Annotated in this window: 20 protein-coding genes and 1 tRNA gene; 12 read left to right on the top strand and 9 right to left on the bottom strand. The window is 62.5% G+C overall.

Annotated elements, in window-relative coordinates; translation table 11 throughout:
* Positions 1–13 precede the first annotated feature (13 nt).
* Positions 14–1,567 carry an acetolactate synthase large subunit gene (locus AC1D2G_RS22435; RefSeq protein ID WP_477416691.1) on the bottom strand — a complete coding sequence of 518 codons (1,554 nt, stop codon included), beginning with the start codon at positions 1,565–1,567 and terminating at the stop codon, positions 14–16.
* Positions 1,568–1,694: 127 nt separating this feature from the next.
* Positions 1,695–2,501, bottom strand: a complete 807-nt coding sequence (locus AC1D2G_RS22430) for an alpha/beta hydrolase (RefSeq protein ID WP_477416689.1) — start codon at positions 2,499–2,501, stop codon at positions 1,695–1,697.
* Between the two features lie 452 nt (positions 2,502–2,953).
* Here AC1D2G_RS22430 and AC1D2G_RS22425 point away from each other — a divergent pair, with 452 nt between their 5' ends.
* The 3 genes from AC1D2G_RS22425 to AC1D2G_RS22415 are packed head-to-tail and all read left to right on the top strand — an operon-like array spanning position 2,954 to position 7,784.
* Positions 2,954–4,903, top strand: coding sequence for a PrkA family serine protein kinase (locus AC1D2G_RS22425; RefSeq protein WP_095084916.1), 1,950 nt, complete (start codon positions 2,954–2,956; stop codon positions 4,901–4,903).
* Between the two features lie 17 nt (positions 4,904–4,920).
* Entirely contained in the window at positions 4,921–6,234 is a 1,314-nt protein-coding gene (locus tag AC1D2G_RS22420; protein ID WP_457154723.1) for a YeaH/YhbH family protein, read from the top strand.
* Between the two features lie 8 nt (positions 6,235–6,242).
* Positions 6,243–7,784 (top strand): SpoVR family protein, encoded by a 1,542-nt coding sequence (locus AC1D2G_RS22415; RefSeq protein ID WP_477416687.1) that lies wholly within the window; start codon positions 6,243–6,245, stop codon positions 7,782–7,784.
* A 218-nt stretch (positions 7,785–8,002) separates the two neighbouring features.
* Here AC1D2G_RS22415 and AC1D2G_RS22410 read toward each other — a convergent pair whose 3' ends face one another.
* Genes AC1D2G_RS22410 through AC1D2G_RS22400 form a run of 3 tightly spaced genes read right to left on the bottom strand, consistent with a single transcriptional unit; the run spans position 8,003 to position 10,688 of the window.
* Positions 8,003–8,899, bottom strand: a complete 897-nt coding sequence (locus AC1D2G_RS22410) for an HlyC/CorC family transporter (RefSeq protein WP_457154045.1) — start codon at positions 8,897–8,899, stop codon at positions 8,003–8,005.
* On the bottom strand, positions 8,896–10,080 hold the full coding sequence (gene aroB / locus AC1D2G_RS22405; RefSeq protein WP_457154044.1) for a 3-dehydroquinate synthase: 1,185 nt from the start codon (positions 10,078–10,080) through the stop codon (positions 8,896–8,898). Before aroB ends, AC1D2G_RS22410 begins: the two co-directional genes overlap by 4 nt.
* Entirely contained in the window at positions 10,077–10,688 is a 612-nt protein-coding gene (locus AC1D2G_RS22400; protein ID WP_095085024.1) for a shikimate kinase, read from the bottom strand. The genes aroB and AC1D2G_RS22400 overlap by 4 nt, the downstream gene beginning before the upstream one ends.
* A 210-nt stretch (positions 10,689–10,898) precedes the next feature.
* Between AC1D2G_RS22400 and AC1D2G_RS22395 the strand changes: the two genes are divergently transcribed.
* From AC1D2G_RS22395 to AC1D2G_RS22375, 5 genes are all read left to right on the top strand, one after another.
* Positions 10,899–11,051 (top strand): histidine kinase, encoded by a 153-nt coding sequence (locus AC1D2G_RS22395; protein WP_095084921.1) that lies wholly within the window; start codon positions 10,899–10,901, stop codon positions 11,049–11,051.
* Between the two features lie 36 nt (positions 11,052–11,087).
* Positions 11,088–12,023, top strand: a complete 936-nt coding sequence (locus AC1D2G_RS22390; RefSeq protein ID WP_477299808.1) for a site-specific tyrosine recombinase XerD — start codon at positions 11,088–11,090, stop codon at positions 12,021–12,023.
* Between the two features lie 99 nt (positions 12,024–12,122).
* Positions 12,123–13,073, top strand: a complete 951-nt coding sequence (locus AC1D2G_RS22385; protein WP_477416685.1) for an acetyl-CoA carboxylase carboxyltransferase subunit alpha — start codon at positions 12,123–12,125, stop codon at positions 13,071–13,073.
* A gap of 218 nt (positions 13,074–13,291) precedes the next feature.
* The gene (locus AC1D2G_RS22380) at positions 13,292–14,611 is read left to right on the top strand and encodes a L,D-transpeptidase family protein (RefSeq protein WP_477416827.1); all 1,320 of its coding nucleotides are present in this window, start codon (positions 13,292–13,294) and stop codon (positions 14,609–14,611) included.
* Between the two features lie 56 nt (positions 14,612–14,667).
* Positions 14,668–14,925 (top strand): sulfurtransferase TusA family protein, encoded by a 258-nt coding sequence (locus tag AC1D2G_RS22375; protein WP_477416683.1) that lies wholly within the window; start codon positions 14,668–14,670, stop codon positions 14,923–14,925.
* A 3-nt stretch (positions 14,926–14,928) separates the two neighbouring features.
* On the opposite strand, the gene AC1D2G_RS22370 is transcribed toward AC1D2G_RS22375, so the two are convergent.
* Positions 14,929–16,017: a CobW family GTP-binding protein gene (locus tag AC1D2G_RS22370; protein ID WP_477416681.1), complete on the bottom strand. Its 1,089-nt coding sequence runs from the start codon at positions 16,015–16,017 to the stop codon at positions 14,929–14,931.
* 4 nt (positions 16,018–16,021) lie between these two features.
* Positions 16,022–17,188 (bottom strand): serine hydrolase, encoded by a 1,167-nt coding sequence (locus AC1D2G_RS22365; protein ID WP_477416679.1) that lies wholly within the window; start codon positions 17,186–17,188, stop codon positions 16,022–16,024.
* Positions 17,189–17,405: 217 nt separating this feature from the next.
* Between AC1D2G_RS22365 and AC1D2G_RS22360 the strand changes: the two genes are divergently transcribed.
* Entirely contained in the window at positions 17,406–18,569 is a 1,164-nt protein-coding gene (locus AC1D2G_RS22360) for a M20 aminoacylase family protein (protein ID WP_477228390.1), read from the top strand.
* Between the two features lie 85 nt (positions 18,570–18,654).
* Positions 18,655–18,731, top strand: a tRNA-Arg gene (locus AC1D2G_RS22355).
* A 28-nt stretch (positions 18,732–18,759) separates the two neighbouring features.
* On the opposite strand, the gene AC1D2G_RS22350 is transcribed toward AC1D2G_RS22355, so the two are convergent.
* Both AC1D2G_RS22350 and AC1D2G_RS22345 read right to left on the bottom strand, forming a co-directional pair.
* On the bottom strand, positions 18,760–18,846 hold the full coding sequence (locus tag AC1D2G_RS22350) for a TPR end-of-group domain-containing protein (protein ID WP_477416825.1): 87 nt from the start codon (positions 18,844–18,846) through the stop codon (positions 18,760–18,762).
* Positions 18,847–18,990: 144 nt separating this feature from the next.
* Positions 18,991–20,826 carry a TPR end-of-group domain-containing protein gene (locus AC1D2G_RS22345; RefSeq protein WP_477416677.1) on the bottom strand — a complete coding sequence of 612 codons (1,836 nt, stop codon included), beginning with the start codon at positions 20,824–20,826 and terminating at the stop codon, positions 18,991–18,993.
* Between the two features lie 549 nt (positions 20,827–21,375).
* Here AC1D2G_RS22345 and AC1D2G_RS22340 point away from each other — a divergent pair.
* Together AC1D2G_RS22340 and AC1D2G_RS22335 are read left to right on the top strand one after the other, a co-directional pair.
* Positions 21,376–22,443, top strand: coding sequence for a cyclic nucleotide-gated potassium channel (locus AC1D2G_RS22340; RefSeq protein WP_477416823.1), 1,068 nt, complete (start codon positions 21,376–21,378; stop codon positions 22,441–22,443).
* 223 nt (positions 22,444–22,666) lie between these two features.
* Positions 22,667–23,551, top strand: a complete 885-nt coding sequence (locus AC1D2G_RS22335; protein ID WP_477228387.1) for a metal-dependent phosphohydrolase — start codon at positions 22,667–22,669, stop codon at positions 23,549–23,551.
* The last annotated feature ends 16 nt before the right edge of the window (positions 23,552–23,567 follow it).

Genomic DNA, 23,567 nt, shown 5'->3' with positions numbered 1-23,567 from the left:
GCCTTCGCTGTGCTCAGAGCACCGCTTCGATGAGGAACGGTCCGCGCCGCGACAAGGCGCTCTCCAGCAGCGCGTCGAACCGCTCGCAGGTATCGGCGCGGGCCGCCTCCACGCCCATGCCTTTGGCCAGGCAAACCCAGTCCAGCGACGGCTGGTCGAGGTCGAGCATGCGCCTGGCGTTCTCGCCAATCGCGCCAACGCCGACATTGCGCATCTCGCCATGCAGGATCGCATAGGTCCGGTTGGAAAAGACGATCGTCACCACGTCGAGATTTTCCCTGGCCTGCGTCCACAGCCCCTGCACCGTGTACATTCCGCTGCCGTCAGCCTCCAGATTGATCACCTTGCGGCCGGGACAGGCGATCGCCGCCCCGGTTGCAAGCGGAATGCCTCCACCGATCGATCCGCCTGTGGTCATCATGTAATCGTGCGGAGCGGCAAAGGCCGACAGCGCGAAGAAACGCCGTGCCGAGGTCACCGCCTCGTCGCAGACGATCGCATCGGCCGGCAGGTTGCGCGCCACCGACAGCGCGATCGCATCCTCCGTGAGTTGGCCGCTCGGCGTCGCCTCGTCGGGAAAGGCGGTTGCGAACACCGTCTGTTGCGACGGCTTGATGCCGAGTTCGTCGCGGAGCGCTTCCAGAGCCGCATTGAGATCCTCGCCATGCGCGGCCAGCGTCAGCACCTGGCAGCCTTCCCGCACAAGCCGCCCCGGCTTTCCCGGATAGGCGAAGAAGGCAACCGGCTCCCGCGCGCCGACCAGCACCAGAACATCGATATCCCTGAGCAGTGCCGTCGCCGCATCGATCGGATAGGGGATGCGCGTCGGCGCGACACGCCCGCGCCCGCGCTGCATCCGGGCGATCAGCACGTCGCTGAACACACGGACATCGCTGCCCGTCGAGATCTGCCCGGCGACAGCAAGCGCATCGGCTCTTGCCGCCTGTCCGCGAACGATGATGCCGGCCCGACCCGGAGCGGCACGGATGGCCGCGGCGACCGTGCGCACGGCGCCCATGTCGACGGCGGGCTGCGGCGCCAGCGTCGCCTTGCCGACTGAGGCCGCGCCAACTTCGCTCCAGGCGGCATCCGCGGGCAGGATCAGGGTGGTTACGCCGGGAGGCGTCAGCGAGGCGCGGAAGGCGGCCTCGGTCGCCGGCGCGACATCGTCTGGGCCGGCGATGCGGCGCACCCAGTTCGACATCGGCTTGGCAAGGCTCTCGATATCGCTGGTCAGCGGAGCATCGAGCGGCAGATGGTAGGCTGCATGGTCGCCGACAATGTTGATCATCGGGCTCAGCGCGCGCCGCGCATTGTGCATGTTGGCCAGGCCGTTGGCCAAACCCGGACCGGTATGCAGCAGCGTCGCGGCCGGCCGATCGGTCATCCGGGCATAGCCGTCGGCGGCACCGGTCACCACGCCCTCGAACAGGCCGAGCACGCAACGCATCTGAGGTTTCCGGTCGAGCGCTGCGACGAAATGCATTTCGGATGTGCCGGGGTTGGCGAAGCAGACCGTCACATCATTGGCCAGAAGCACATCACACAGGACATCGGCGCCGTTCATGGAATTCTCTCCCGCTTGACGATCGAAGAGAGCAGTTGCACCGGCAAACGCCCGCGCAGCAATATCCCGTCGGCACTTTTGATCTGATCCAGTCCCTCTGATGCCGGTGCCTCGTCGGGGTCGGGGGTCAGCTGACGGTCGATTTCAGGAATGCCAGCGCGGCGGCGGTCAGCGCGTCGCCATCCTCGCCGAAATCGCGATTGATCGACATGTGCGTATAGGCACTGCCGTCGAACACAGTGACCTTGGTGCCGGTCGCCCGCAGGCGCGCGGCGAAGGCCTTCGAGGCCTCGCCACGGCCCGCGGCGTTTGAATAGGCGATGAAGGTCGCCGGATGCTTGTGGCCGTCGACATAGCTGGCGGGCGACAGCGCGGCCCATTGCGTGGGGTCGGAAAAGACGCGGGCATAGGCCCGGACCATGCCGCCATTGCTGGAAAGCGTTGCAAGATCATAGGCCCTGGTATCGTCGAGGATGAGTGCCGCGACGCCAGGCAGGCCACCGCGCATGCCGGTCAGCGCAATCAGATGGCAGCCGGCCGAGTGGCCCATGCCGACAATGCGATCGGGATCGCCGCCATGCTGCGCGATATTGGCGCGCACATAGGCATAGGCCTTTTCGACGTCGCCGGCCTGGGTGGCGACGTCGGCCTCGGGCAGCATGCGATAGTCGATGGAGACGAAGCAGAACCCGTTGGCGAGCAGGAAGGCCGGCTTGGCGTTGACCTGGCTGCGTTTGCCGAACTGCCAGGTGCCGCCATGGACAAAAAAGACGACCGGCAGGCCGGTTGCACCGTCAGGCGCATAGACATCGAGCTTGGCCGGCCCGTAGTCGAAGGTTTTTGGCGCGGGTTGGCGCGGGCGCCGCGCGGCCGATGCTCCCAATGGCAGCATCGCCGCCACGGAGGCCAGAATGAGGCTTCGTCGATCGATCATCATGGTCTCCCGACCGTGTAGGCCAACAGTGCCCGCAGGCGCAGCGAGCGTCCAGTTAAGGATTGGTAATACCCGAGTGGTCTGGGTCGGCGAGCTATCATCGATCCGAATCTCGAACGGCACTCGAGTTTTTGGGGCTCATCCGCTGTAGAGGGGCCGGATCCACCGGCTTTGCCGAACTCGCATCGGGTCGCAAATGTCGCAGCATCAGGCCGTATCAAATGCACTGTCTTGCAGTTCAGTTCACGAAATCAATATCTGCCCCTTGACGGTCTCATCTGGCCATCACCACCTAAGTATTTGGCAAGCATTTTTGCCACATGGGTGGTGTCCCGGGTTTCAATGCCAGATGCACGCGCTCTCCTTCGTGTGAAGGGAACCACAATGCATCCCGGCAGTTGAATACATGATGAGCCGGCAGGCAGCCAAAACGGCTCTGAGGGCAGAGTATCATGCGCGAGAATCAATCCGACGTCTTCGACCTGTTTTCGGAGATTTATGCGAACGCGGCTCAGGAAGAAATCAGCCTCCAGCAATATCTCCTTGCCTGCCGAGAGGACAGATCGATGTATGCCTCGGCGCCTGAACGGATGGTCGAGGCTATCGGCGAGCCGAACCTGGTTGACACCAGCAAGGACGAACGGCTCGGTCGCATTTTCTCGAACCGCACCGTTAAGATCTATCCCTCCTTCTCCGATTTCTACGGAATGGAGGACACGATCGAACGCATTGCTGGCTATTTTCGCTACGCTTCCCAGGGGCTCGAGGAGCGCAAGCAGATCCTTTATCTCCTGGGCCCGGTTGGCGGCGGCAAATCCTCGCTTGCCGAACGGCTGAAGAAATTGATGGAGCAGCGCCCGATCTACACGCTGAAGGTCGGCAACCAGGTCAGCCCGGTTTTCGAATCGCCGCTTGGCCTCTTCCATCCCGATCGCATGGGCGACCTGCTGCAGGATAAATACGGCATAGCCCGACGGCGGCTGAACGGGCTCATCTCGCCATGGGCGGCCAAGCGCCTCGACGAACTCTCCGGCGACATTTCCAAGTTCAGCGTCGTCAAGCTGATGCCTTCGCGGTTGCGCCAGATCGGCATCGCCAAGACCGAGCCGGGCGATGAGAACAATCAGGACGTCTCGGCCCTGGTCGGCAAGGTCGACATCCGGCTATTGGAAAATTTCAGCCAGTCCGATCCGGACGCCTATTCCTACAGCGGCGGACTGAACCGGACCACCCAGGGCCTGCTTGAATTCGTGGAAATGTTCAAGGCGCCCATCAAGGTCCTGCATCCGCTGCTGACCGCCACCCAGGAGGGCAGCTACAACGGCACCGAAAATTTCGGCGCCTTTCCCTACCAGGGGATCATCGTGGCCCATTCCAACGAGTCGGAATGGCAGCAGTTCAAGAACAACAAGAACAATGAGGCCTTTCTCGACCGCATCCTCGTGGTCAAGGTGCCTTATTGTCTGCGGATCACCGAAGAGAGGCAGATCTACGAAAAGCTGCTGCGAGAGAGCGAATTGGCCGCCAGCCCGTGCGCGCCCGAGGTGCTGGACATTCTCAGCCGGTTCACTGTCTCGACCCGCCTGGCCGAGCATGACAATTCGCCACTCTACACCAAGATGCGTGCCTATGACGGCGAGAACCTGAAGGACGTCGACCCCAAGGCGAAGTCGGTCCAGGAATATCGCGATGCCGCCGGGGTCGATGAGGGCATGAGGGGCGTCAGCACGCGCTTCGCCTTCAAGATCCTGTCGCAGACCTTCAACTACGACACCAAGGAAGTGGCTGCCGATCCTGTGCACCTGATGTACATTCTGGAGGAGGCGATCAAGCGCGAGCAGTTTCCCAAGGAATCGGAAGCAGCCTATCTCGATTTCATCAAGTCGGAGATCGCCACGCGGTATGCCGAGTTCATCGGCCACGAGATCCAGAAAGCCTATCTCGAATCCTATAGCGAATATGGCCAGAATCTTTTCGACCGTTACATCGCTTATGCCGATGCCTGGATCGAGGATCAGGACTACAAGGACCCCGACACCGGCCAGATCTTGAAACGCGAGGTTTTGGAAAACGAATTGTCGCAGGTCGAAAAGCCGGCCGGCATCGCCAATCCCAAGGACTTCCGCAACGAGGTGGTGAAGTTCACGCTGCGCGCGCGCGCAAGGAACCACGACCGCAACCCGTCATGGACGAGTTATGAAAAGCTCCGCGAGGTCATCGAGAAGCGGATGTTCGGTCAGGTCGAGGACCTCTTGCCGGTCATCAGCTTCGGCTCCAAGCAGGACAGCGTTACGGAAAAACGGCACAACGAATTCGTTCAACGCATGGTCGAGCGCGGCTACACCCAGCGGCAGGTGCGCCGCCTGGTGGACTGGTACATGCGGGTGAACAAGGCGGGCTGAGGGAGCCCGATGGTTCCATGCCGATCTTCATCGACCGTCGCCTGAATCCAAAGGACAAGAGCCTCGGCAATCGCCAGCGCTTCCTCAAGCGTGCCCGCGAGGAACTGAAGCGGAGCATACGAGATCAGATCCGCGCTGGCAGGATCGCAGACGCGGATGCCGAGCACACCGTGCCCATGCCCGAAAGAGGCACAGCCGAGCCGAGCTTCAACAACGCACGCAACAGCGGCAGGCGCCAGCACATCCTGCCGGGCAACAAGCATTTCTCCCCTGGAGACCTGATCCCCAAGCCCGCCCAGGGTGGCGGCGCGGGAGCGTCGTCCCCCGGAAACACGGCGTCTGAAGACGACTTTCGTTTCGTGCTGTCACGCGAAGAGGTGCTCGATCTTTTTTTCGAGGATCTCGAACTTCCAGACATGGTCAAGCTCAACCTCAAGGAAATCCTTGCCTTCAAACCACGCCGGGCTGGTTTCGCCGCTACCGGTTCACCGACCAACATCAATGTTGGGCGCACAATGCGCAACAGCCATGGCCGCCGCATTGCGCTGAGGCGTCCCAAGCAGGCGGAACTGGACGCGGTCCTCCAGGAAATCGCTACGCTTGAGTTGGTGCCATCCAGCGCAGCGGCAAGCCAGCGCATTGCGGCATTGCGCGAGGATCTCGACCGGCTGGAACGCCGCCGCCGGCGAATTGCCTATGTCGATCCGGTCGACATCCGCTTCAACCGCTTCGATCCCCAGCCTGTGCCGAACGCCAACGCCGTCATGTTCTGCCTGATGGATGTGTCCGGCTCGATGGGCGAGCGCGAAAAGGATCTGGCCAAGCGCTTCTTCGTGCTGCTGCACCTGTTCTTGAAACGGCGCTACGACCGCATCGAGATCGTCTTCATCCGCCACACGCACTTGGCACAGGAGGTCGATGAGGACACATTCTTCTACAACACGCAAAGCGGCGGCACTGTCGTTTCCACCGCGCTGGAGGAAATGCATCGCATTATTGAAGAACGTTACCCGGCCCGCGAATGGAATATCTATGCCGCCCAGGCCTCGGACGGCGACAATTTCGCCGGCGATTCCGAGCGATGCAAAGCCTTGCTCAACGGCAAGCTCATGCGGCTGTGCCAGTATTTTGCCTATGTGGAGATCATCGACGAGCGTGAGGCCCATATCTTCCGCACTACCGAAAACGGGACATCGCTATGGCGTGCCTACAGCGAAATCGACCTGAGATGGCCGAACTTCCAGATGAGCCGCATCGCCACGCCCGCCGATATCTACCCGGTCTTTCGCCAGCTCTTCGGCAGACAGCTGGCTCCCCTTAAGAGAGCGTGAAGGGTACGATGGCCAGACAAGCCAGTAAATCCAGCCTGCTTTTTTCAGGGTCCGACTGGGATTTCAAGACATTGTCGCGGGCCTATGACGCGATCGAGGCAATCGCGGTCGAAGAGCTTCATCTCGATACCTACCCCGTGCAGATGGAGATCATCTCCTCCCAACAGATGCTCGACGCCTATTCGTCGGTCGGCATGCCGCTGATGTACCGTCACTGGTCTTTCGGCAAACATTTCCTCTACCAGGATCTGCTCTATCGCAAAGGCGCGCGAGGGCTTGCCTATGAACTGGTCATCAATTCCAATCCCTGCATCGTCTATCTGATGGAGGAAAACACCATGGCCCTGCAGGCCTTGGTGACGGCCCATGCTGCGCTCGGGCACAACCATTTCTTCAAGAACAATCAGTTGTTCAAGCAGTGGACGGACGCCGGGGCGATCCTCGGCTACCTGGACTTCGCCAAAGGCTACATTGCCCGTTGCGAGGAGCGGCACGGCCTCACCGCCGTCGAGGCTGTTCTTGATTCCGCCCACGCGCTGATGGCGCAGGGCGTGTTCCGCTATCACCGGCCGCCGAAGCTGTCGTCGGAGCGGCAGCGCGAAGGGCTTCGCGAGCGGCTCGAATACGAGGAGCGCTCCTACAACGATCTGTGGCGCACGCTGCCGCCTTCTCAGCAAAGGGTCAGCGATAAGGAGCAAGAGCCGGAGCGGAAGAAATCGCTCAACCTGCCCGAGGAAAACCTGCTTTATTTCCTGGAAAAGAACAGCCTGGTCCTGGAGCCTTGGCAGCGGGAGATCGTCCGGATCGTTCGTGTCATAGCACAGTATTTTTATCCGCAGGGGCAGACACAGGTGATGAACGAGGGCTGCGCCACTTTCGTGCACTATACTCTGATGAACATGCTGTTCGATCGCGGCCTGATCAGCGAAGGCGCCATGCTCGAAATCCTGCGCAATCATTCCAACGTGGTCTTCCAGCCGGCGTTCGACGATCCACGCTTTTCCGGCATCAACCCCTACGCTCTCGGCCTCGACATGATGCAGGACATCCAGCGTATGTCGACAGAGCCGACGGCCGAGGACCGGGACTGGTTTCCCGACATTGCCGGCCGCGGCAACTGGCGCGAGATCCTGCTCGACGCCTGGGCGGATCACCGCGACGAATCCTTTATCCGCCAGTACCTCAGTCCGACCTTGATCCGAAAATGGCGGTTCTTTGTGCTCGGCGACGTCGCCGACCAACCGCATTGCCAGGTCGCCTCGATTCACAACGAGCGCGGCTATGCCAAGATACGCGCCGCGCTCGCTCACAGCTACGACGTTGGCGCGAAGCGACCGGACATCCAGGTGGTGGATGTCGATCTGCTCGGCGACCGGCATTTGCGACTGCAGCACAAGGTCAATGACGGCGTCCTTCTCGAGGATGCCAGCCGCGACGCCACGCTTCGTCACATCCGCAGGCTTTGGGGTTATGAGGTCAGCTTGGCCGCCGTCGACGCTGAAACGGGGGCAAGGATCCACGAACGCTCGACGAGCCAGATCACAGAATGAAGCTGCGCAGTTGCGCTGGTTCTCATGGCGTCAAAAAGTGCGCGCCGGTCTTGGGCGACATGCATCAAAACAGGGGCTTGAAGCACGTCACCTGAATTCGTTTCAACGCGACACGCCCTGGAGCAGTTCCAGGAAAGTGGGAAACGGTTTTCCGTCCGGAATTGCGTCGAAACAAAGAGTTAGAGCCGTTCGCCGTTTCCGTGAAACGGTGAACTGTTCTAAGCGTCGCCGGCTGGCCGTATTCTCAACCTTGCGATCCGGTTCTTGTCGCGCTTCATTACGACGAAGCGTTTGCCGTGGAACGTGAAAGCCTGTTTTTCCTCGGGGATAGACTGCGTCTCATGGATGACGAGACCGGCAATGGTGGTGGCCTCCTCATCCGGCAGGTTCCAGTCGAGCGCCCGGTTCAGGTCGCGGATCGGCACCGTGCCATCGACGACGACGGAACCGTCGGCCTCCTGCTTGACGCCCTGGATGTCGACGTCGTGCTCGTCGGCGATCTCGCCGACGATCTCCTCGATGATGTCCTCCAGCGTCACCAGCCCTTCGACCTCGCCATATTCGTCGACGACAACGGCGAAATGCGCCTTGCGGCGCAGGAAGGCGTTGAGCTGTTCCTGCAAGGTCGTGGTGTCCGGCACGAACCAGGGTTTCGAGGCGATCTTCATCACGTCGATCTTGGAAAAGTCGTTGCCGACGTCGTTGAGCGCCCGCAGCAGGTCCTTGGCGTGCAGCACGCCGACAATGTTGTCGAGCGAGCCCTTCCACAACGGCATGCGGGTGTGCGGGCTCTGCAGTATCTCGCGGACCACCGCCTCCGGCGCATTGTCGGCATTGACCGAGCGCATGTTGGTACGGTGGACCATGATATCCGACACTTCGAGCTCGGCGAGATCGAACAGGCCGCCGACGCGATCGCGATCCTCGCGCACCACCTGCCCGTCGCGGCGGAAATCGTCGACCGCGCCGCGCAACTCGGCCTCACTCGAGCGCTGCGGCCCGATGCGCGATAATTCGTAGCCGAAAGCGGCAAGCAGGCGCGCACGCAACGCAACGGCCAGCAGGACGAGGACGGCAAGGACAGCGACGACGATCCAGCCGGTCTCGTTGGTCATCTCGGCCGGCTCTTCTGCTGGCTCGGCCGCATCTTCTGCTGGCCCGGCCGGCTTTCCTGCTCGCCCGGATGGCTCTCCTTCAGGAACGACAGCACTTCCGAAGCCGGCACATCCTTGGCGATGAAGGCCTGGCCGATACCACGCGTCAGGATGAAGGTCAGCGCACCGCGCGACACCTTCTTGTCCTGGGCAATGAAGGAAAGCAGCGCCTCGGCATCGGGCAAATCACCAGGAATATCGGCCATCCGCCACGGCAGCCCGACGGCGCGCAGATGCGCCTCGACGCGTGCCGCATCGTCGGGGCTGGCGAGGTTGAGCCGCGACGAGAACCGGTGCGCCAGCGCCATGCCGATGGCGACACCCTCGCCATGGACGAGCCGGGTTCCGTCATACTGGGTGGCGGCTTCCAGCGCGTGGCCGAAAGTGTGGCCGAGATTGAGCAGCGCACGGTCGCCGGTCTCGAACTCGTCGCGAGCAACCACATCGGCCTTGGCGCGGCAGGCCTCGGCAACGGCCTGCGCCCTCTCCGGCCCGCCGGCGAACACGTGGGACCAGTTCTCTTCCAGCCAGGCGAAAAACCCCGGCCGGTCGATGAGCCCATATTTGGCAAGCTCGGCATAGCCGGCGCGGAATTCGCGGATCGGCAGCGTGTCGAGCACCTCGGTATCGGCCAGCACCAGCTTCGGCTGATGGAAAACACCGACCAGGTTCTTGCCGCGCGCGCTGTTGATGCCTGTCTTGCCGCCGACCGAGGAATCGACCTGAGCCAGCAGCGAGGTCGGGATCTGCACGAAATTCATGCCGCGGCGCACGATACCGGCGGCAAAGCCGGCAAGGTCGCCGATGACGCCGCCGCCAAAGGCGATAACGATGTCGCCGCGTTCCAGTCGGGCGGCCAGCACGCCGTCGACCACCTCTTCGAGATGGGCGAAGCTCTTGGTCTTCTCGCCGGGCGGCAGCGTGATGATAGTGGGCTGGATGTCGTTCCTTTCGAGACCCTTCTTCAGTGCGTCGAGATGCGCTGCCGCGACATTGGCATCGGTGATGACCGCGGCGCGTGTACCAGGCAGGCGGCGCGAAATCTCGGCACCGGCGCGCGACAGCAGACCGGAGCCGATCAGGATGTCGTAGGCCCGGTCGCCAAGGCCGACTTCGACGGTGACCGGCTGACTTGCGCTCACGATCGCACCTCGTCTGTAGGGACAGTCTCATCAATGCCGAAATGCCGGCAAAGCGCATCCACCACCTCGGCCGCGATGACCTCCTTGCGGTCGTCGCGGGTCGGCACGGTGACGTCCGATGTCGCGTAGACGGGATACCGCTCCTGCATGAGCCGCTCCAGCACGGCGCGGGGGTCGGCGCTTTTCAGGAGCGGCCGGTTCTGCTTCTTGGAGACGCGCTCCATCAAAAGGTCGAGCTCGGCCTTCAGCCACACCGACACGCCATGGCCGGCGATGGCCTCGCGCGTGTGGGCGTTCATGAAGGCGCCGCCGCCAGTCGACAGCACCTGCGGGCCGTTCTCCAGCACGCGCAGGATGACGCGTTGCTCCAGGGCCCTGAACTCGGTCTCGCCATAGCGCTCGAACAGCTCCGGAACGGTCATGCGCGAGACGCTTTCGATCTCCTGGTCGCTGTCGATGAAGGGCAGCGCCAGCATCGCCGCCACCTTGCGGCCGATCGCCGTCTTGCCGGCGCCCATCAACCCGACAAAGACGACGGAACGGCTGCCCAGCCGGCCAAGCAGCGCGGCGTGGTTCTCCTCTGGAGGATTTGATGGCAGCGCGTTCATCTGATGCTTCGAGTGCCCCCTTTGCCGGCGTATCGACATGAAAAGCCGGTTTTCGTCAAGCGTAGCGAGCAGCCCTGAGCATGATATGGGCTGGCCGTGCATCATCAGAAGTTGCTAACAAACCTCAGCTTCTTCCTTGAATTGGGCGGATTGGCGTCCCATAAGGGCACAGGGTTTGGAAACGCAGAACAAGAAGACGGGCGAAAATTGATGCCGACACTGTTTCGCTTTGTCGTGATCCTCGCGATTCTGGCCGGCATTGCCTATGGTACGATGTTCGCGCTGGTGATGTTCGTCGAGCCCAGAAAGGCGGAAATGAGCGTGCGCATCCCTCCCGAAAAGCTCAATCCCAAGAAAAGCTGATCGCCGCCAAAGAAAAGCCCGCCCAAGAAAACCCGAATGAACAGCGCCGCCCGCATCGAAGCCTTCCTGGAAATGATGAGCGCCGAGCGCGGTGCCGCCGAAAACACGCTGTCCTCCTATCGCCGCGACCTCGAAGACGCTTCGGACGCGATCGATGGCGGGCTTGCCGGTGCCGCCGCCACCGATATCCGCGCCTATCTCGACGATATCGCCGCGCGTGGCTTCGCGCCGACGTCGCAGGCGCGCAAATTGTCGGCGATCCGTCAGTTCTTCAAGTTCCTCTACGCCGAGGGTCTGCGCGCGGATGACCCGACCGGCACGCTGGACAGCCCGAAAAAGGGCCGTCCGCTGCCGAAGACGATGAGCGAGGCCGACACCGGCCGGCTGATCGACCGCGCAGCGCTTGAGGCCGGCGATCCCAGGCTCGGCAACGATGCGGTGCCTGGCGACAGCGATTGGCTGGCGGCACTGCGCCTGCATGCGTTGGTCGAGGTGCTCTATGCCACCGGCCTGCGCGTTTCCGAACTGGTCGGCCTGCCGGTGACGGTGGCGCAGCGCGACGACCGTTTCTTCATGGTGCGCGGCAAGGGTGACAAGGAGCGCATGGTGCCGCTATCGGCCAAGGCGCGCACGGCGATGCGGAGCTGGCTTGCCGCCCGCGCCAAGGTGCCTGCCTTCGCCGACAGTCCGTTTCTGTTTCCGGCCGCCTCGGATAGCGGCTATCTCTCGCGCCAGGTCTTTGCCCGCGACCTGAAAGGGCTGGCGGCAAGGGCCGGCATCGCCTCCGCGAAGATCTCGCCGCATGTGCTGCGCCATGCTTTCGCCAGCCATCTCCTGCAGAACGGCGCAGATCTCAGGGCCGTGCAGCAGTTGCTCGGCCATGCCGACATATCGACGACACAGATTTACACCCATGTGCTGGAAGAGCGGCTGGTGCGGCTGGTCAACGATCATCATCCGCTTGCCGACTAGGCCTCATATCGCTATGTGAGGACGACGTTCCACCGCCCGGAGCCTTGGATTTCAGGGTTCCGCCAGTCCTCGCCTTCCGACGTATCGGTCCGCTCACGCATGTACAATTACCTCGACTTCGAAAAGCCGGTGCAGGACCTCGAGGGCAAGATCCTCGAACTGAAGAAGCTTGCCGAGAGTGGCGAGGCGGTCGATGTCGGCGACGAGATCAGCCGTCTCGAGAAGCGCTCCCGCGATGCGCTGCGCGACGCCTACAAGGCGCTGACGCCGTGGCAGAAGGTGCAGGTGGCGCGCCATCCCGACCGGCCGCACTGCGTCGACTACATCAAGGGCCTGTTCAACGATTTCACGCCGCTGGCCGGTGACCGCAATTTCGGCGAGGACCAGGCGATCGTCGGCGGTTTTGCCCGCTTCCGCGGCGAGCCCGTGGCCATCATCGGCCAGGAAAAGGGCTCCGACACGACCAGCCGGCTTAGGCACAATTTCGGCTCGGTGCGGCCGGAAGGCTATCGAAAGGCGGTGCGGCTGATGGAACTCGCCGACCGCTTCAATATCCCGCTGCTGACGCTGGTCGACACCGCTGGCGCCTATCCCGGCGTCGGCGCGGAGGAGCGCGGCCAGGCGGAAGCGATTGCCCGCTCGACCTCGGCCTGCCTTGGCCTGAAAGTGCCGTCGATCTCGGTGGTCATCGGCGAAGGTGGCTCGGGCGGCGCCATCGCGATCGCCACCGCCAACCGCGTCTACATGCTCGAACACGCCATCTATTCGGTGATCTCGCCGGAAGGCGCCGCCTCGATCCTGTGGCGCGACACGACACGATCGAAGGACGCGGCGACCAACATGAAGATCACCGCGCAGGATCTTCTGGAGCTCAAGATCATCGACGCCATCATCCCCGAGCCGCTCGGCGGCGCGCATCGTGGCGCCGAAACCGTGATTGCCGCGACCGGCGACCTCATCGCCAAGACTATGAAGGATTTTTCTGGCGCCAACACCGACTTCCGCGAGCAGCGCCGCGAGAAATATCTGGCAATGGGCCGCAGTCTCTAAACCAAGGCCCTGCCCCGCCCGCCGCAATGTGGCGGCACGGAGCATTTTTGCCACAAAAATGCCGCTGCATTCGGCTCAATGAGACTGCCGCAGGGGGACGCGTCGACACTTGCGGTAAGGAATTTTCAAGGTTAACGGGCTTAGTGTCCGTACACGTTCAGTGCAGAAGCCTTGGCATGAATCGCCTTGGCGCCAGAGAAAAGACGATATCCGCAGCCATGTTCGCCAAGCTTGCCCGCACTGGAATCCTGATCGCTGCCCTCGGCGTTGCCGGCTGCAACGATTCGTCGATGAAGGATTTTGCCCCGGAGGCCAACAAGCCGCTGCCCGACAAGATCCTCGCCGACATGAGGGCCAAGGGCATGGTGCGCACCTCGTCGGTGATGGCCCGCATCTTCAAGGAAGAGGGCAAGCTAGAAATCTGGAAGGCCAAGACCAACGGCCGCTACGACATGGTGGCGAGCTATGATATCTGCAAATGGTCGGGCAAGCTCGGGCCGAAATACACCGAAGGCGACCGCCAGGCGCCGGAAGGCTTCTACACGGTGCGCCCGTCGCAGATGAACCCGCGCTCGAACTACCATCTGTCCTTCAACATCGGCTTTCCCAATGCCTATGACCGGGCCAATGGCCGCACCGGCGCCAATCTGATGGTGCACGGCGCCTGCTCGTCGTCGGGCTGCTATTCGATGACCGATGCGCAGATCGAGCAGATCTATGCCTTTGGCCGCGATGCCTTCCAGGGTGGCCAGACCGAATTCCAGATCCAGGCTTTTCCGTTCCGCATGACCGCCGCCAACATGGCGCGCTACCGCAACGACCCGAACTATGAGTTCTGGAAGATGCTGAAGGTTGGCTACGACAATTTCGAAGTCACCAAGGTGCCGCCGAAGGTCGACGTCTGCGAGAAGCGCTACGTCTTCAACCAGGTCGCCGCCGACGGCCAGACATTTGATCCGACCGGCGCCTGCCCGGCGACCACGCAACCGGATTCCTTGAAGAGCGCCTACAACGCCTATCAGAGCACCTATGACGCGGCGTTCAACGGCGCGCTCAAGGCCAGCGCGCCGCCGCCGAAGCCGACCATCGCCGGCGTCAAGGAAGCCAGCATCGTCTCCGACTGGTCCAAGCGCCGGGCGCGCGGCGAGCGTGTGCCGATCGATCCGCCGTCGCTCAACACCGATGGCTCGGTGACCGAGACGGCGCGCATGGGCCGCATCGATTCGCCGGCCGGCCGCAAGATGGCGGCACTCGACGCCGAAAAAGCCGCCAAGCAGAAGGCCGAGGAGCAGAGGCTTGCCGCTATAGAGGCGGCCAGGCAGGCCAAGGAAGCCGCCAAGGCGCAGGCCCTGGCCGAAAAGGAAGCCGCCAAGGCCCAGAAAGAGGCGACCAAGGCCGCCAAGGAAGCGCCTGTCGCCACCGCCACGATCGCAGCCCCCATGGAGGCCGCGCCTGAAGCTGAAACGCAGGCAGCGAGCGCCGACGAGAGCAGGGTCACCAGACTGAAGAACAAGCTGCTCGGCATGTTCGGCGGTTGAGGCTTTTTCGCCAATGCATGTCACCCAAAGGTGCGTACCGGTTTTGGGACAACGACATGCTTGAAAACAAGCTTTCCAGGCCTGCGAGCGTCTACGATCTCAAGGGGCTGAACTGCCCTTTGCCTGTGCTGAAAGCAAAGAAACGGCTGGCCGGAATGCAGCCAGGCAGCCGGCTCTGGCTCGAAACCACCGACCCGCTGGCCGTCATCGACATCCCGGCATTCTGTTCCGACAACGGCCACCACCTCGTCGAAACGGCGGCGGTGTCAGGCGGTCATCGTTTTCTGGTCGAGCGCGGCGAGCAGCAATCGTAGAGTTTACCGTCCGGCGATCGCCAGCGGATTGTTTTCCAGCGCCGCGCGGTCTGGCGTATCGATCGACGGCCGGTTGGTGAAGGCAGCGAACAGCCGGCGCACATAGTCTTCCGGCATGTCGAGCGTGATCAGCACCAGCCGCGTTCCGCGCTGGCCGTCCGGCCAGGACGCCAATTGCACCGGCGGATGCAGGATTTTCTGCACACCATGGATCACCAACGGCCGCGACGGGTCTTCACTGAGCTCGATGACGCCCTTCATCCGCAGCAGACGCTCGCCATGTGCCGAGCGCAACAGGTCGAGAAACATCTCGATTGCTGAAAACGGCACCGGGCCGTCGTGGACCAGCGAATAAGAACGCACGCGCTGATCGTGGCCGTGGTCATGCTCGTGATCATGGCCGTCATGATGATCATGATCATGCGCCTCGCCCAGCCAGCGCCGCACATCGGCGGATTTGGTCGCCGGATTGTAGAGACCGCAATCAAACAGCGCCGCCACGCCTGTCTTCGTGTCAGCAACGTCAAGCAAATCGGCGCCCGGATTGATCTGCCGCAGGCGGACCCGCAGCGTTTCCAATTCATGCGGGTCGGTGACCAGATCGACCTTACTGAGCACGATGCGGTCGGCAACCGCCACCTGCTTGACCGCTTCGACATGCGCGTCGAGCGTGGCATTGCCATTGACCGCGTCGACCAGCGTGATGACGCCGTCGAGCCGGAAGGCCTGGACCAGCGCGGGATGCGCCATGATCGATTGCAGCACCGGCGCCGGATCGGCTAGCCCCGTGGTCTCGACGATGACGCGGGCCAGACGGGCGATGCGGCCGGTCTGCAGCCGATCGACCAGGTCGGCCAGCGTGTCGACCAGTTCGCCGCGCACCGTGCAGCACAGGCAGCCGTCCGACAGCTGGATGATGCCGTCGGACGCCTGCTCGACCAGCAGATGGTCGATCGCAACTTCGCCGAATTCGTTGATGATGACCGCCGTGTCGGCCAGCGCCGGATCTTTCAACAGCCGGTTGAGCAGTGTCGTCTTGCCGGCGCCGAGAAAACCGGTCAGCACCGAAACAGGGATCGGGAAGCCGCTCATCCGGCTAGTTCGCAACCTTGACCGGCTGGTCGCCTTGCGCGGCGGAACCGGCAACGACCGGACCCGTGCCGGCCGGCGCCGGCTGGTCGGGACGCCAGCTCGGGATCGGCACGTCGGCATACTCCTGGCCGCCCTGGTCGAGCATGGCCTTCGGCGCCGGACCGGTGGCGCCGCCAAGGCCGACGGCAACCAGCGTCGGGACATGGTCGAGCTTCTCATGGTAGGGCGATTTCGGCACATCCTTGGCGGCAGCGGCGGGCGGTGCCTCGGACTGCTCCGCCGGCGCCTTCTTCTTGCAGATTTCATCATGCATGTCGTTGGGTGAGACAGTGTCGCCATAGGGCGCTAGCGTCGCGATGGTGGTCGAGCCGGCGGCCGGCGTATCAAAACCCTGGTCGAGCAGTTTCGCTGCGGCCTCGGCACGGGTGATTGCGGACTTCTCGCCAAGCACGACCGCCACCAGCGTGCGCCCATTGCGGGTCGCCGAGCCGATCATGTTGAAGCCGGAGGGGCAGACGAAGCCCGTCTTCATGCCGTCGGCGCCGGGATACCGGCCGATCAGCAGATTGTAGTTCGGAATCGCCTTCTTGCCGACCGCAAGCCCCTCGATCGAGAACCACGGCGCATATTGCGGAAATTCACGCCGGATGGCCATCACCAGCACGGCGAGGTCGCGCGCCGTCGTGTACTGGTCCGGCGAATAGAGCCCGTTCGGATTGACGAAATGCGTGCCGTTCATGCCGAGCCTGGTCGCCTCGGCGTTCATCCGTTCGGCGAAGGCTGCCTGTGAGCCGCCGACATTCTCGCCGACGGCCATGGCGATGTCATTGGCCGACTTGACCAGCATCATCTTCAGCGCGTTGTCGAGCCGCATCACCGAGCCCGGCTTGAAGCCCATCTTGCTTGGCGGCTGGGAGGCCGAGTGTTTCGTCACCTTGATCGGCGAATCGAGCTGGACCTCGCCGGCCGCGATCGCCCGGAAGGTCACATAAGCGGTCATCAACTTGCTCAGCGACGCCGGATACCAGCGCTTGAACGCATCCTGATGCTGCAGGATCTGGCCGTTGTTGAGATCGAACACAACGACCGGATTGGCCTGCGCCGACCCGGCCAGGACCGACAGCACGATTGCGCCAGCCGAGAATAGTTTGAGGAAATGCCTGTGCCGCATGATCAAATCCGAAATCGCCTCTTGCCGTAGTCGCCCCTGGCTCCGTAAGATTTCGTTACGCGATCGCCAGCACGATGCAGTCCGACCCTCAAAAACCGGACTGCATCGTTGCGGTGCTATTTACTCTATGTGACGCCAACATGGCAAAGCGCCTGACGATCACAATTGCAAGGCAGCGGACAACACCCGCCTGTCCCAACAGCGAGATGGAACCATCATGCCAATCCTGAACCGTGCCGCCGAAATGCAGGACGAAGTTGCCGGCTGGCGCCAGCATCTGCACCAGACGCCGGAACTGAACTTCGACGTCTTCAAGACCGCCGCCTTCGTCACCGAGAAGCTGAAGGCCTTCGGTTGCGACGACGTGGTGACCGGCCTCGGCAAGACCGGCGTGGTTGGCATCATCCGCGGCCGCCAGGGCGAAGGCCCCACCATCGGCCTGCGCGCCGACATGGATGCGCTGCCGCTCAACGAGATCTCCGGCAAGCCCTACGCCTCGACCATTCCCGGCAAGATGCACGCCTGCGGCCATGACGGCCATACGGCGATGCTTTTGGGTGCTGCGAAATACCTCGCCGAGACGCGCAACTTCACCGGCTCGGTGGCGGTGATCTTCCAGCCGGCCGAGGAAGGCGGCGGCGGCGGCAACGAGATGGTCAAGGATGGCATGATGGATCGTTTCGACATCTCCAAGGTGTTCGGCATGCACAACATGCCCGGCCTGCCTGTCGGGCAGTTCGCCATCCGCCCGGGCCCGATCATGGCGGCGACGGCCGAGTTCACCATCACCGTGCGCGGCAAGGGCGGCCATGCAGCAATGCCGCACGGCACCATCGACCCGATCGTCATCACCAGCCAGCTGGTCGGCGCCTTGCAGACGATCGCCTCGCGCAGCACCGATCCGGTCGAGGCCGTGGTGGTGTCGGTGACCAAGTTCCATGCCGGCGATGCCTACAACATCATTCCCGAGACGGCCGAAATCGCCGGTACCGTGCGTACCCTGCGCAAGGAAATCGCCAAAAAGTCCGAAGAGCGCATCCGCGCCATCTGCGACGGGCTGGCGACCGCGTTTGGCGCCAGGATCGAGGTCGATTATCAGGCGAATTACCCCGTGACCTTCAATCATGCGGAAGAGACGGTGTTTGCCAGCGATATCGCGGCCGGTGTCGCCGGCGATGCCCACGTGCACCGCGGCATCCAGCCGGTGATGGGCGGCGAGGATTTCTCCTACATGCTGGAAGCCCGCCCCGGCGCCTTCATCTTCATCGGCAATGGCGACACCGCCGGCCTTCACCACCCGGCCTACGACTTCAACGACGAGGTCATCCCGCACGGCATGAGCTATTGGGTGAAACTGGCGGAGACGGCACTCGCCGCCTGATGCCTGTCGCGCAAAGGGCCGACCGAATTGCGTTCGGCCGGCCTCTTGGCGAAACGATCCGAAGCGGCTATGTGTCTGGCCGCGTGGTCCCGTAGCTCAGTAGGATAGAGCGGCAGATTCCTAATCTGTAGGTCACAGGTTCGATTCCTGTCGGGATCACCAATCACTCACAGCAAATATGGTGCTGTCGCTAGCCGATCAGTTTCAGCAGATCCTTGTAGCGCGGATGGCTGCGGATGGGATCGAAATCTGAATCATTCTTGAACCATGATTTCATGTGGTCCCCTACCAGCCGCAAATAGGGCTCCAGCAGGTCGATAGCACAGGAGCGCCGACAGCGTGCCAGCTTCGTCAAGCCCCATCAGCCTGGAATAGCCGACCACGTCGGCGGCCAATATTGCGGTCAGGCGTCGTTCCATTGCTATCTCGCAAGCTCCAGCACCGTCTGCCAGCGTGGAAGGCTGTGCAGCGGATCAAAATCCGAGTCTTGCAGAACCCAAGCTTTCATCTCGTGGTTGGCGCGCGGCATCACGCTTTCGAGCATGTCGAACGTCCGGTCGAAATCACCGAGGAAGCAGTGGAAGCAGGCAAGGTTGTATTGGGTCAGGACATCGTCGGGGTCGATCGCGAAAGCGCGCGCGGCCCACTCCTTCGCCCGATCGAACTCACCAAGTCCGGCGAGCGCGTTGGCGCCGAGGTACGCAGGCCGGGGATTTTCCGGATTCCTTGCAAACTCGCGCTCGGCTCGTTCAACACCCCTGCGAGCCGTCTCCCTTTGTTCCTCATGCCGTCCCAACGTGCGATAGATCTGAATCAGCAAAAGCAGGGATTGGTAGTCGTTGGGGTCTATCTCGGCGGCGCGCTCCCAGTGGACGGCGGCCTTTTCGAGCTTTCCCCGCGCATAACAGCTGCGGGCGTAGAAATAATGGGTTTCGAACAGGTTGGGGTTGCCCGCGATCGCCTGCTCGAATTCTCGATCCGCTTCGTCGTACCGCTGGCCGATCGAGAGGGCCAGTCCGCGCGAGGCATGCGCTTCGGCCAGTCCGCTTTCGATCTCGAGCGCCTTGGCGGCGTTGGCCAGTATGCCGTCGAGCGACACCTCCTCGCTGTAGTCGAGGAACAGGAAGGAGTCGCAATCGGCGCTGCCGGCATAGGCGCGCGCATAGAGAGGGTCGAGCTCGATCGCCATCGTGAACATCCGTCTGGCGAGCCGGTAGTTCAGCTTTGTGCCGCGGTGGAAAAACTCACGGCCTCTCAGATAGTAGGTGTAAGCCTCGACACTCTCGGTCGGCGACGCCTCGATCGCCTTCTTTTCTTCCGGCAGCAGCCTGACCTTGAGCTGGTCGACGATCGTTTTTGTGATCTCGTCCTGAATCGCGAAGATGTCCGTCAGGTCGCGGTCGTAACGATCGGCCCACAGATGCGTGCTGTCCTTGCCGTCGATCAGCTGCGCGGTGATGCGCACGCGCTGGCCGGCCTTGCGGACGCTGCCTTCAAGCACCGTTGCGACATTGAAGCGCCGGCTGACCTCCTGCACGTCGACGGACTTGCCCTTGTAGGTGAACACCGAATTGCGGGCGATCACCGACAGGCCGGAGATCTTCGACAGGTCGGTGATGATGTCCTCGGTGATGCCGTCGGAGAAGTATTCCTGCTCCGGGTCGCCGCTCATGTTGTTGAACGGCAGCACTGCGATCGACGGTTTTTCCTTCGCCGGCGCTGGCTTGGGCGACGCCGCGCCGGCGAAGAGGTCGACATTGTAGACTCGAACCGGCCGGTCGATGTTCTTCAGCGTCTGCTCGCCGGTGTCCTCGAAGGAGAGATCGAGCCGGTTGCCGACATTGTCGCGGACCGAGCCGGACACCGCGATGCCGCCGGGCTTGGCGATGCTTTCGATGCGCGCCGCTATGTTGACGCCGTCGCCATAGATGTCGTTGTCCTCGAAGATGATGTCACCGAGATGGACGCCGATGCGGAATTCGATGCGGCGCTCCTCCGGCACGTCGACATTGCGCTCGTGCATCCGGCGCTGGATGTCAGCGGCGCACGCCACTGCGTTCACCACGCTCGGGAACTCGACCAGCATGCCGTCGCCGGTGAGCTTGACGATGCGGCCCTGGTGTTCGGCGATCTTGCCGTCGGCCATCTCGCGCCGATGCGTCTTGAGCGCCGACAGCGTGCCAGCTTCATCAAGCCCCATCAGCCTGGAATAGCCGACCACGTCGGCGGCCAATATTGCGGTCAGGCGTCGTTCCATACTCGGTTGCCCCGCTTCCTTCGGAAGCATACCTTAGCAGTTTCCCCGCGTCGCAAGCAGCTTTTCGCCGACCAGAGGAAGAATACCGGCGTTCGCACAAGGGCAAACTGGCAAACCACTGCTCGAATGTCCGTTCATGCCGCGATCCGCGCCTGTCGCGATCAATGCCTTCGAAGCAAAGCCTTGTTGCGAGCGAATTCGCTGCTTTCCTGTTTTCAGGGAATTCAGCCGGAGACTGGTTAGCGCGAGACTGCCGCCTTCACCACTCAGTCACGGCAAAACTGAACTATGCTAGGTAGCCCGAAATTCGCTCGACTTATCCGTAAGATAGGCTGGACGGTCTCTGATCAATCGGGCTTGGTACCTGTTGCAATTGTCCGGATCGAGTCATTCTCGCCGGTTGTGGCCTGTCTGTTCACGTCCGGTCACGAAGCAATCCCGGACATCTGGGTTCACAGCCGGTGACGCACGTCGCGGCGACAGTAAGGACCTTTGCGCTTGCCTTGAAGGCATCCTATCTTGGAGGAACAAGGCGCTCGTGGGCACAGAATGTCGGTACTGCGTTTCTTAAGAATATACGCGCCGCTCAACGCGGTTCTGGCTGCGCCTGGGCTTTTGGCGGTGGCTGCGCTCACGACTCCGAACATCTCCGGACGAAGCAGACTGGCTCTGGCTGCCGTGCTCGTAGTCATTTGGGGCGCCTATCTCCTGGAACTGGCCGCGACTCTGCTCAAGCGCCGGGCGGGAGACGTTCGGGACAGGACGCCGGCAATCGCCATTGATGTGCTCGCGGTTTTGGTTCCACTCGCCGCATTTCTGCTTGTCGGCACGCCCGACCGGAGCCTCTACTGTGCTGTCTGGCTGCTGAAACCGCTGCGCGACTCGACTTTCTTCCCGGTGCTGGGCAGGGTGCTGGCCAACGAAGCGCGCAACCTGATCGGCGTCACCACGCTCTTCGGCGTCGTTCTGTTCGCTGTCGCGCTGGCCGCCTATGTCATCGAGCGCGACATCCAACCGGAAAAGTTCGGCAGCATCCCCCAGGCAATGTGGTGGGCGGTGGTCACGCTGTCCACGACCGGCTATGGCGACGAAATTCCGCAAAGCTTCGCCGGCCGCGTCCTTGCCGGGATGGTCATGATGAGTGGCATCGGCATCTTCGGGCTCTGGGCCGGCATTCTTGCCACCGGCTTCTATCAAGAAGTCCGTCGCGGGGATTTCGTCCGTAATTGGCAATTGGTCACCGCCGTGCCGTTATTTCAGAAGCTCGGTCCGGCGGTGCTGGTCGACATCGTGCGCGCGTTGAGACCTCGCATGGTGCCGGCGGGCGCTGTGATCTGCCGCATTGGCGAGCCCGGTGATCGGATGTTCTTCGTCGTTGAGGGGCGCGTCAGCGTCGCGACGCCGAATCCGGTGGAGCTTGGCCCTGGCGCCTTCTTCGGCGAGATGGCGCTGATCAGCGGCGAGCCGCGTTCGGCGACGGTCAGCGCTGCAACGGTGGTCTCACTCCTCTCGCTGCACGCGGTGGATTTCCAGATGCTGTGCAGCAGCAGCCCGGAGATCGCGGAAATCATCCGCAAGACCGCGCTCGAGCGGCGCGGCGCGGTACCGACGGCTTGACCGTACCTCTGGTGTGCAGTCCCGGACTGTGATCGTGTACCGTCGATCTGTGCAGCGCCGACAGCGGCCACGGTTTCGTGAGTGGCGAGGGCGACCGCAGCGATATTCGTTGGTCGCCGCTGCCTCGGTGGCCTCGGTCCTAAGATAATATCTGGGAACTGTGCTAGGATAGCCACCGCGCGGCGCGACTTGTCATGCTTCAAAGCGGTCAGGAACGATTGTCATGCTCAATCCAATCTCCATCATGGCCGACCGGCTCGGCGACTATCTGTCAGACCTCTATCTCCAGTATTTCTCGCATCGCAATCCGGAATATGCGAGCTACATAGGTGGAGCGGCCCGCCTTGTCCTGGAGCGCATCGGCAATTCGAACGCCCTCTACCACAACATCGAGCACACGCTGATGGTTACGCTCGCTGGCCAGCAGATCATCCGCGGCCGGCTGCTTTCGGAATCCCTGACCCCCGATGACTGGCTGCATTATACCTGCGCGTTGCTTGTCCACGACATCGGCATGGTCCACGGCGTGTGCCAGGGCGACACCGAGGACAGCTTCGTCATTAACGAGGCCGGCGACTTCTTTACGCCACCGCGCGGCGCCTCCGACGCGGTGCTTGCGCCCTATCATATCGAGCGCGCCAAAATCTATGCGCGCCAACGTTTTGCTTCCTCGAAGTTCGTCAATGAGGAGCGCATTGTCGCGGCGATCGAGATGACGCGCTTTCCGGTGCCGAACGATCCGGCCTACCAGGTCACCAACACCGAGCCGGCGCTGGTCAGGGCCGCGGACCTGATCGGCCAGCTCGCTGATCCCTTCTACCACCGCAAGCTGCCGGCGCTGTTTGCCGAGTTCTCTGAGATCGGGATGGTGGAAAAGCTCGGCTGCAAGACCGCCGCCGATCTCGGCGCCATCTTCACCGATTTCTTCACGCTGCAGGTCGAGCCCTATATCGGCGACGCGATCCGCTATCTGGAGCTAACGACGGAAGGCAAGCAGTGGATCGCCAACCTCCACAGCAACCTCTTCCAGTCCGGGCATCGCGCCAGGATCGGCCCGTTCCCCGGCGTGTTGCAGCCGACCTCGGCGAGCCTTTCGGTGGTAACTTAAGAGCCTGGGATTGTTC

Source organism: Mesorhizobium sp. P2_C7 (genome assembly GCF_056404515.1).
This window is presented reverse-complemented; position numbering and strand designations above follow the sequence as displayed.

What these genes read in the sequence shown, in the direction of transcription:
- AC1D2G_RS22345 (WP_477416677.1), bottom strand. Translation starts at nt 20,826, where the DNA reads ATGGAACGACGCCTGACCGCAATATTGGCCGCCGACGTGGTCGGCTAT.
- AC1D2G_RS22360 (WP_477228390.1), top strand. Translation starts at nt 17,406, where the DNA reads ATGCCAATCCTGAACCGTGCCGCCGAAATGCAGGACGAAGTTGCCGGC.
- AC1D2G_RS22380 (WP_477416827.1), top strand. Translation starts at nt 13,292, where the DNA reads ATGTTCGCCAAGCTTGCCCGCACTGGAATCCTGATCGCTGCCCTCGGC.
- AC1D2G_RS22415 (WP_477416687.1), top strand. Translation starts at nt 6,243, where the DNA reads ATGGCCAGACAAGCCAGTAAATCCAGCCTGCTTTTTTCAGGGTCCGAC.
- AC1D2G_RS22430 (WP_477416689.1), bottom strand. Translation starts at nt 2,501, where the DNA reads ATGATCGATCGACGAAGCCTCATTCTGGCCTCCGTGGCGGCGATGCTG.
- AC1D2G_RS22410 (WP_457154045.1), bottom strand. Translation starts at nt 8,899, where the DNA reads ATGACCAACGAGACCGGCTGGATCGTCGTCGCTGTCCTTGCCGTCCTC.
- AC1D2G_RS22340 (WP_477416823.1), top strand. Translation starts at nt 21,376, where the DNA reads ATGTCGGTACTGCGTTTCTTAAGAATATACGCGCCGCTCAACGCGGTT.
- AC1D2G_RS22335 (WP_477228387.1), top strand. Translation starts at nt 22,667, where the DNA reads ATGCTCAATCCAATCTCCATCATGGCCGACCGGCTCGGCGACTATCTG.
- AC1D2G_RS22370 (WP_477416681.1), bottom strand. Translation starts at nt 16,017, where the DNA reads ATGAGCGGCTTCCCGATCCCTGTTTCGGTGCTGACCGGTTTTCTCGGC.
- AC1D2G_RS22350 (WP_477416825.1), bottom strand. Translation starts at nt 18,846, where the DNA reads ATGAAATCATGGTTCAAGAATGATTCAGATTTCGATCCCATCCGCAGC.
- AC1D2G_RS22375 (WP_477416683.1), top strand. Translation starts at nt 14,668, where the DNA reads ATGCTTGAAAACAAGCTTTCCAGGCCTGCGAGCGTCTACGATCTCAAG.
- AC1D2G_RS22400 (WP_095085024.1), bottom strand. Translation starts at nt 10,688, where the DNA reads ATGAACGCGCTGCCATCAAATCCTCCAGAGGAGAACCACGCCGCGCTG.
- AC1D2G_RS22425 (WP_095084916.1), top strand. Translation starts at nt 2,954, where the DNA reads ATGCGCGAGAATCAATCCGACGTCTTCGACCTGTTTTCGGAGATTTAT.
- AC1D2G_RS22365 (WP_477416679.1), bottom strand. Translation starts at nt 17,188, where the DNA reads ATGCGGCACAGGCATTTCCTCAAACTATTCTCGGCTGGCGCAATCGTG.
- AC1D2G_RS22420 (WP_457154723.1), top strand. Translation starts at nt 4,921, where the DNA reads ATGCCGATCTTCATCGACCGTCGCCTGAATCCAAAGGACAAGAGCCTC.
- AC1D2G_RS22390 (WP_477299808.1), top strand. Translation starts at nt 11,088, where the DNA reads ATGAACAGCGCCGCCCGCATCGAAGCCTTCCTGGAAATGATGAGCGCC.
- AC1D2G_RS22435 (WP_477416691.1), bottom strand. Translation starts at nt 1,567, where the DNA reads ATGAACGGCGCCGATGTCCTGTGTGATGTGCTTCTGGCCAATGATGTG.
- AC1D2G_RS22395 (WP_095084921.1), top strand. Translation starts at nt 10,899, where the DNA reads ATGCCGACACTGTTTCGCTTTGTCGTGATCCTCGCGATTCTGGCCGGC.
- AC1D2G_RS22385 (WP_477416685.1), top strand. Translation starts at nt 12,123, where the DNA reads ATGTACAATTACCTCGACTTCGAAAAGCCGGTGCAGGACCTCGAGGGC.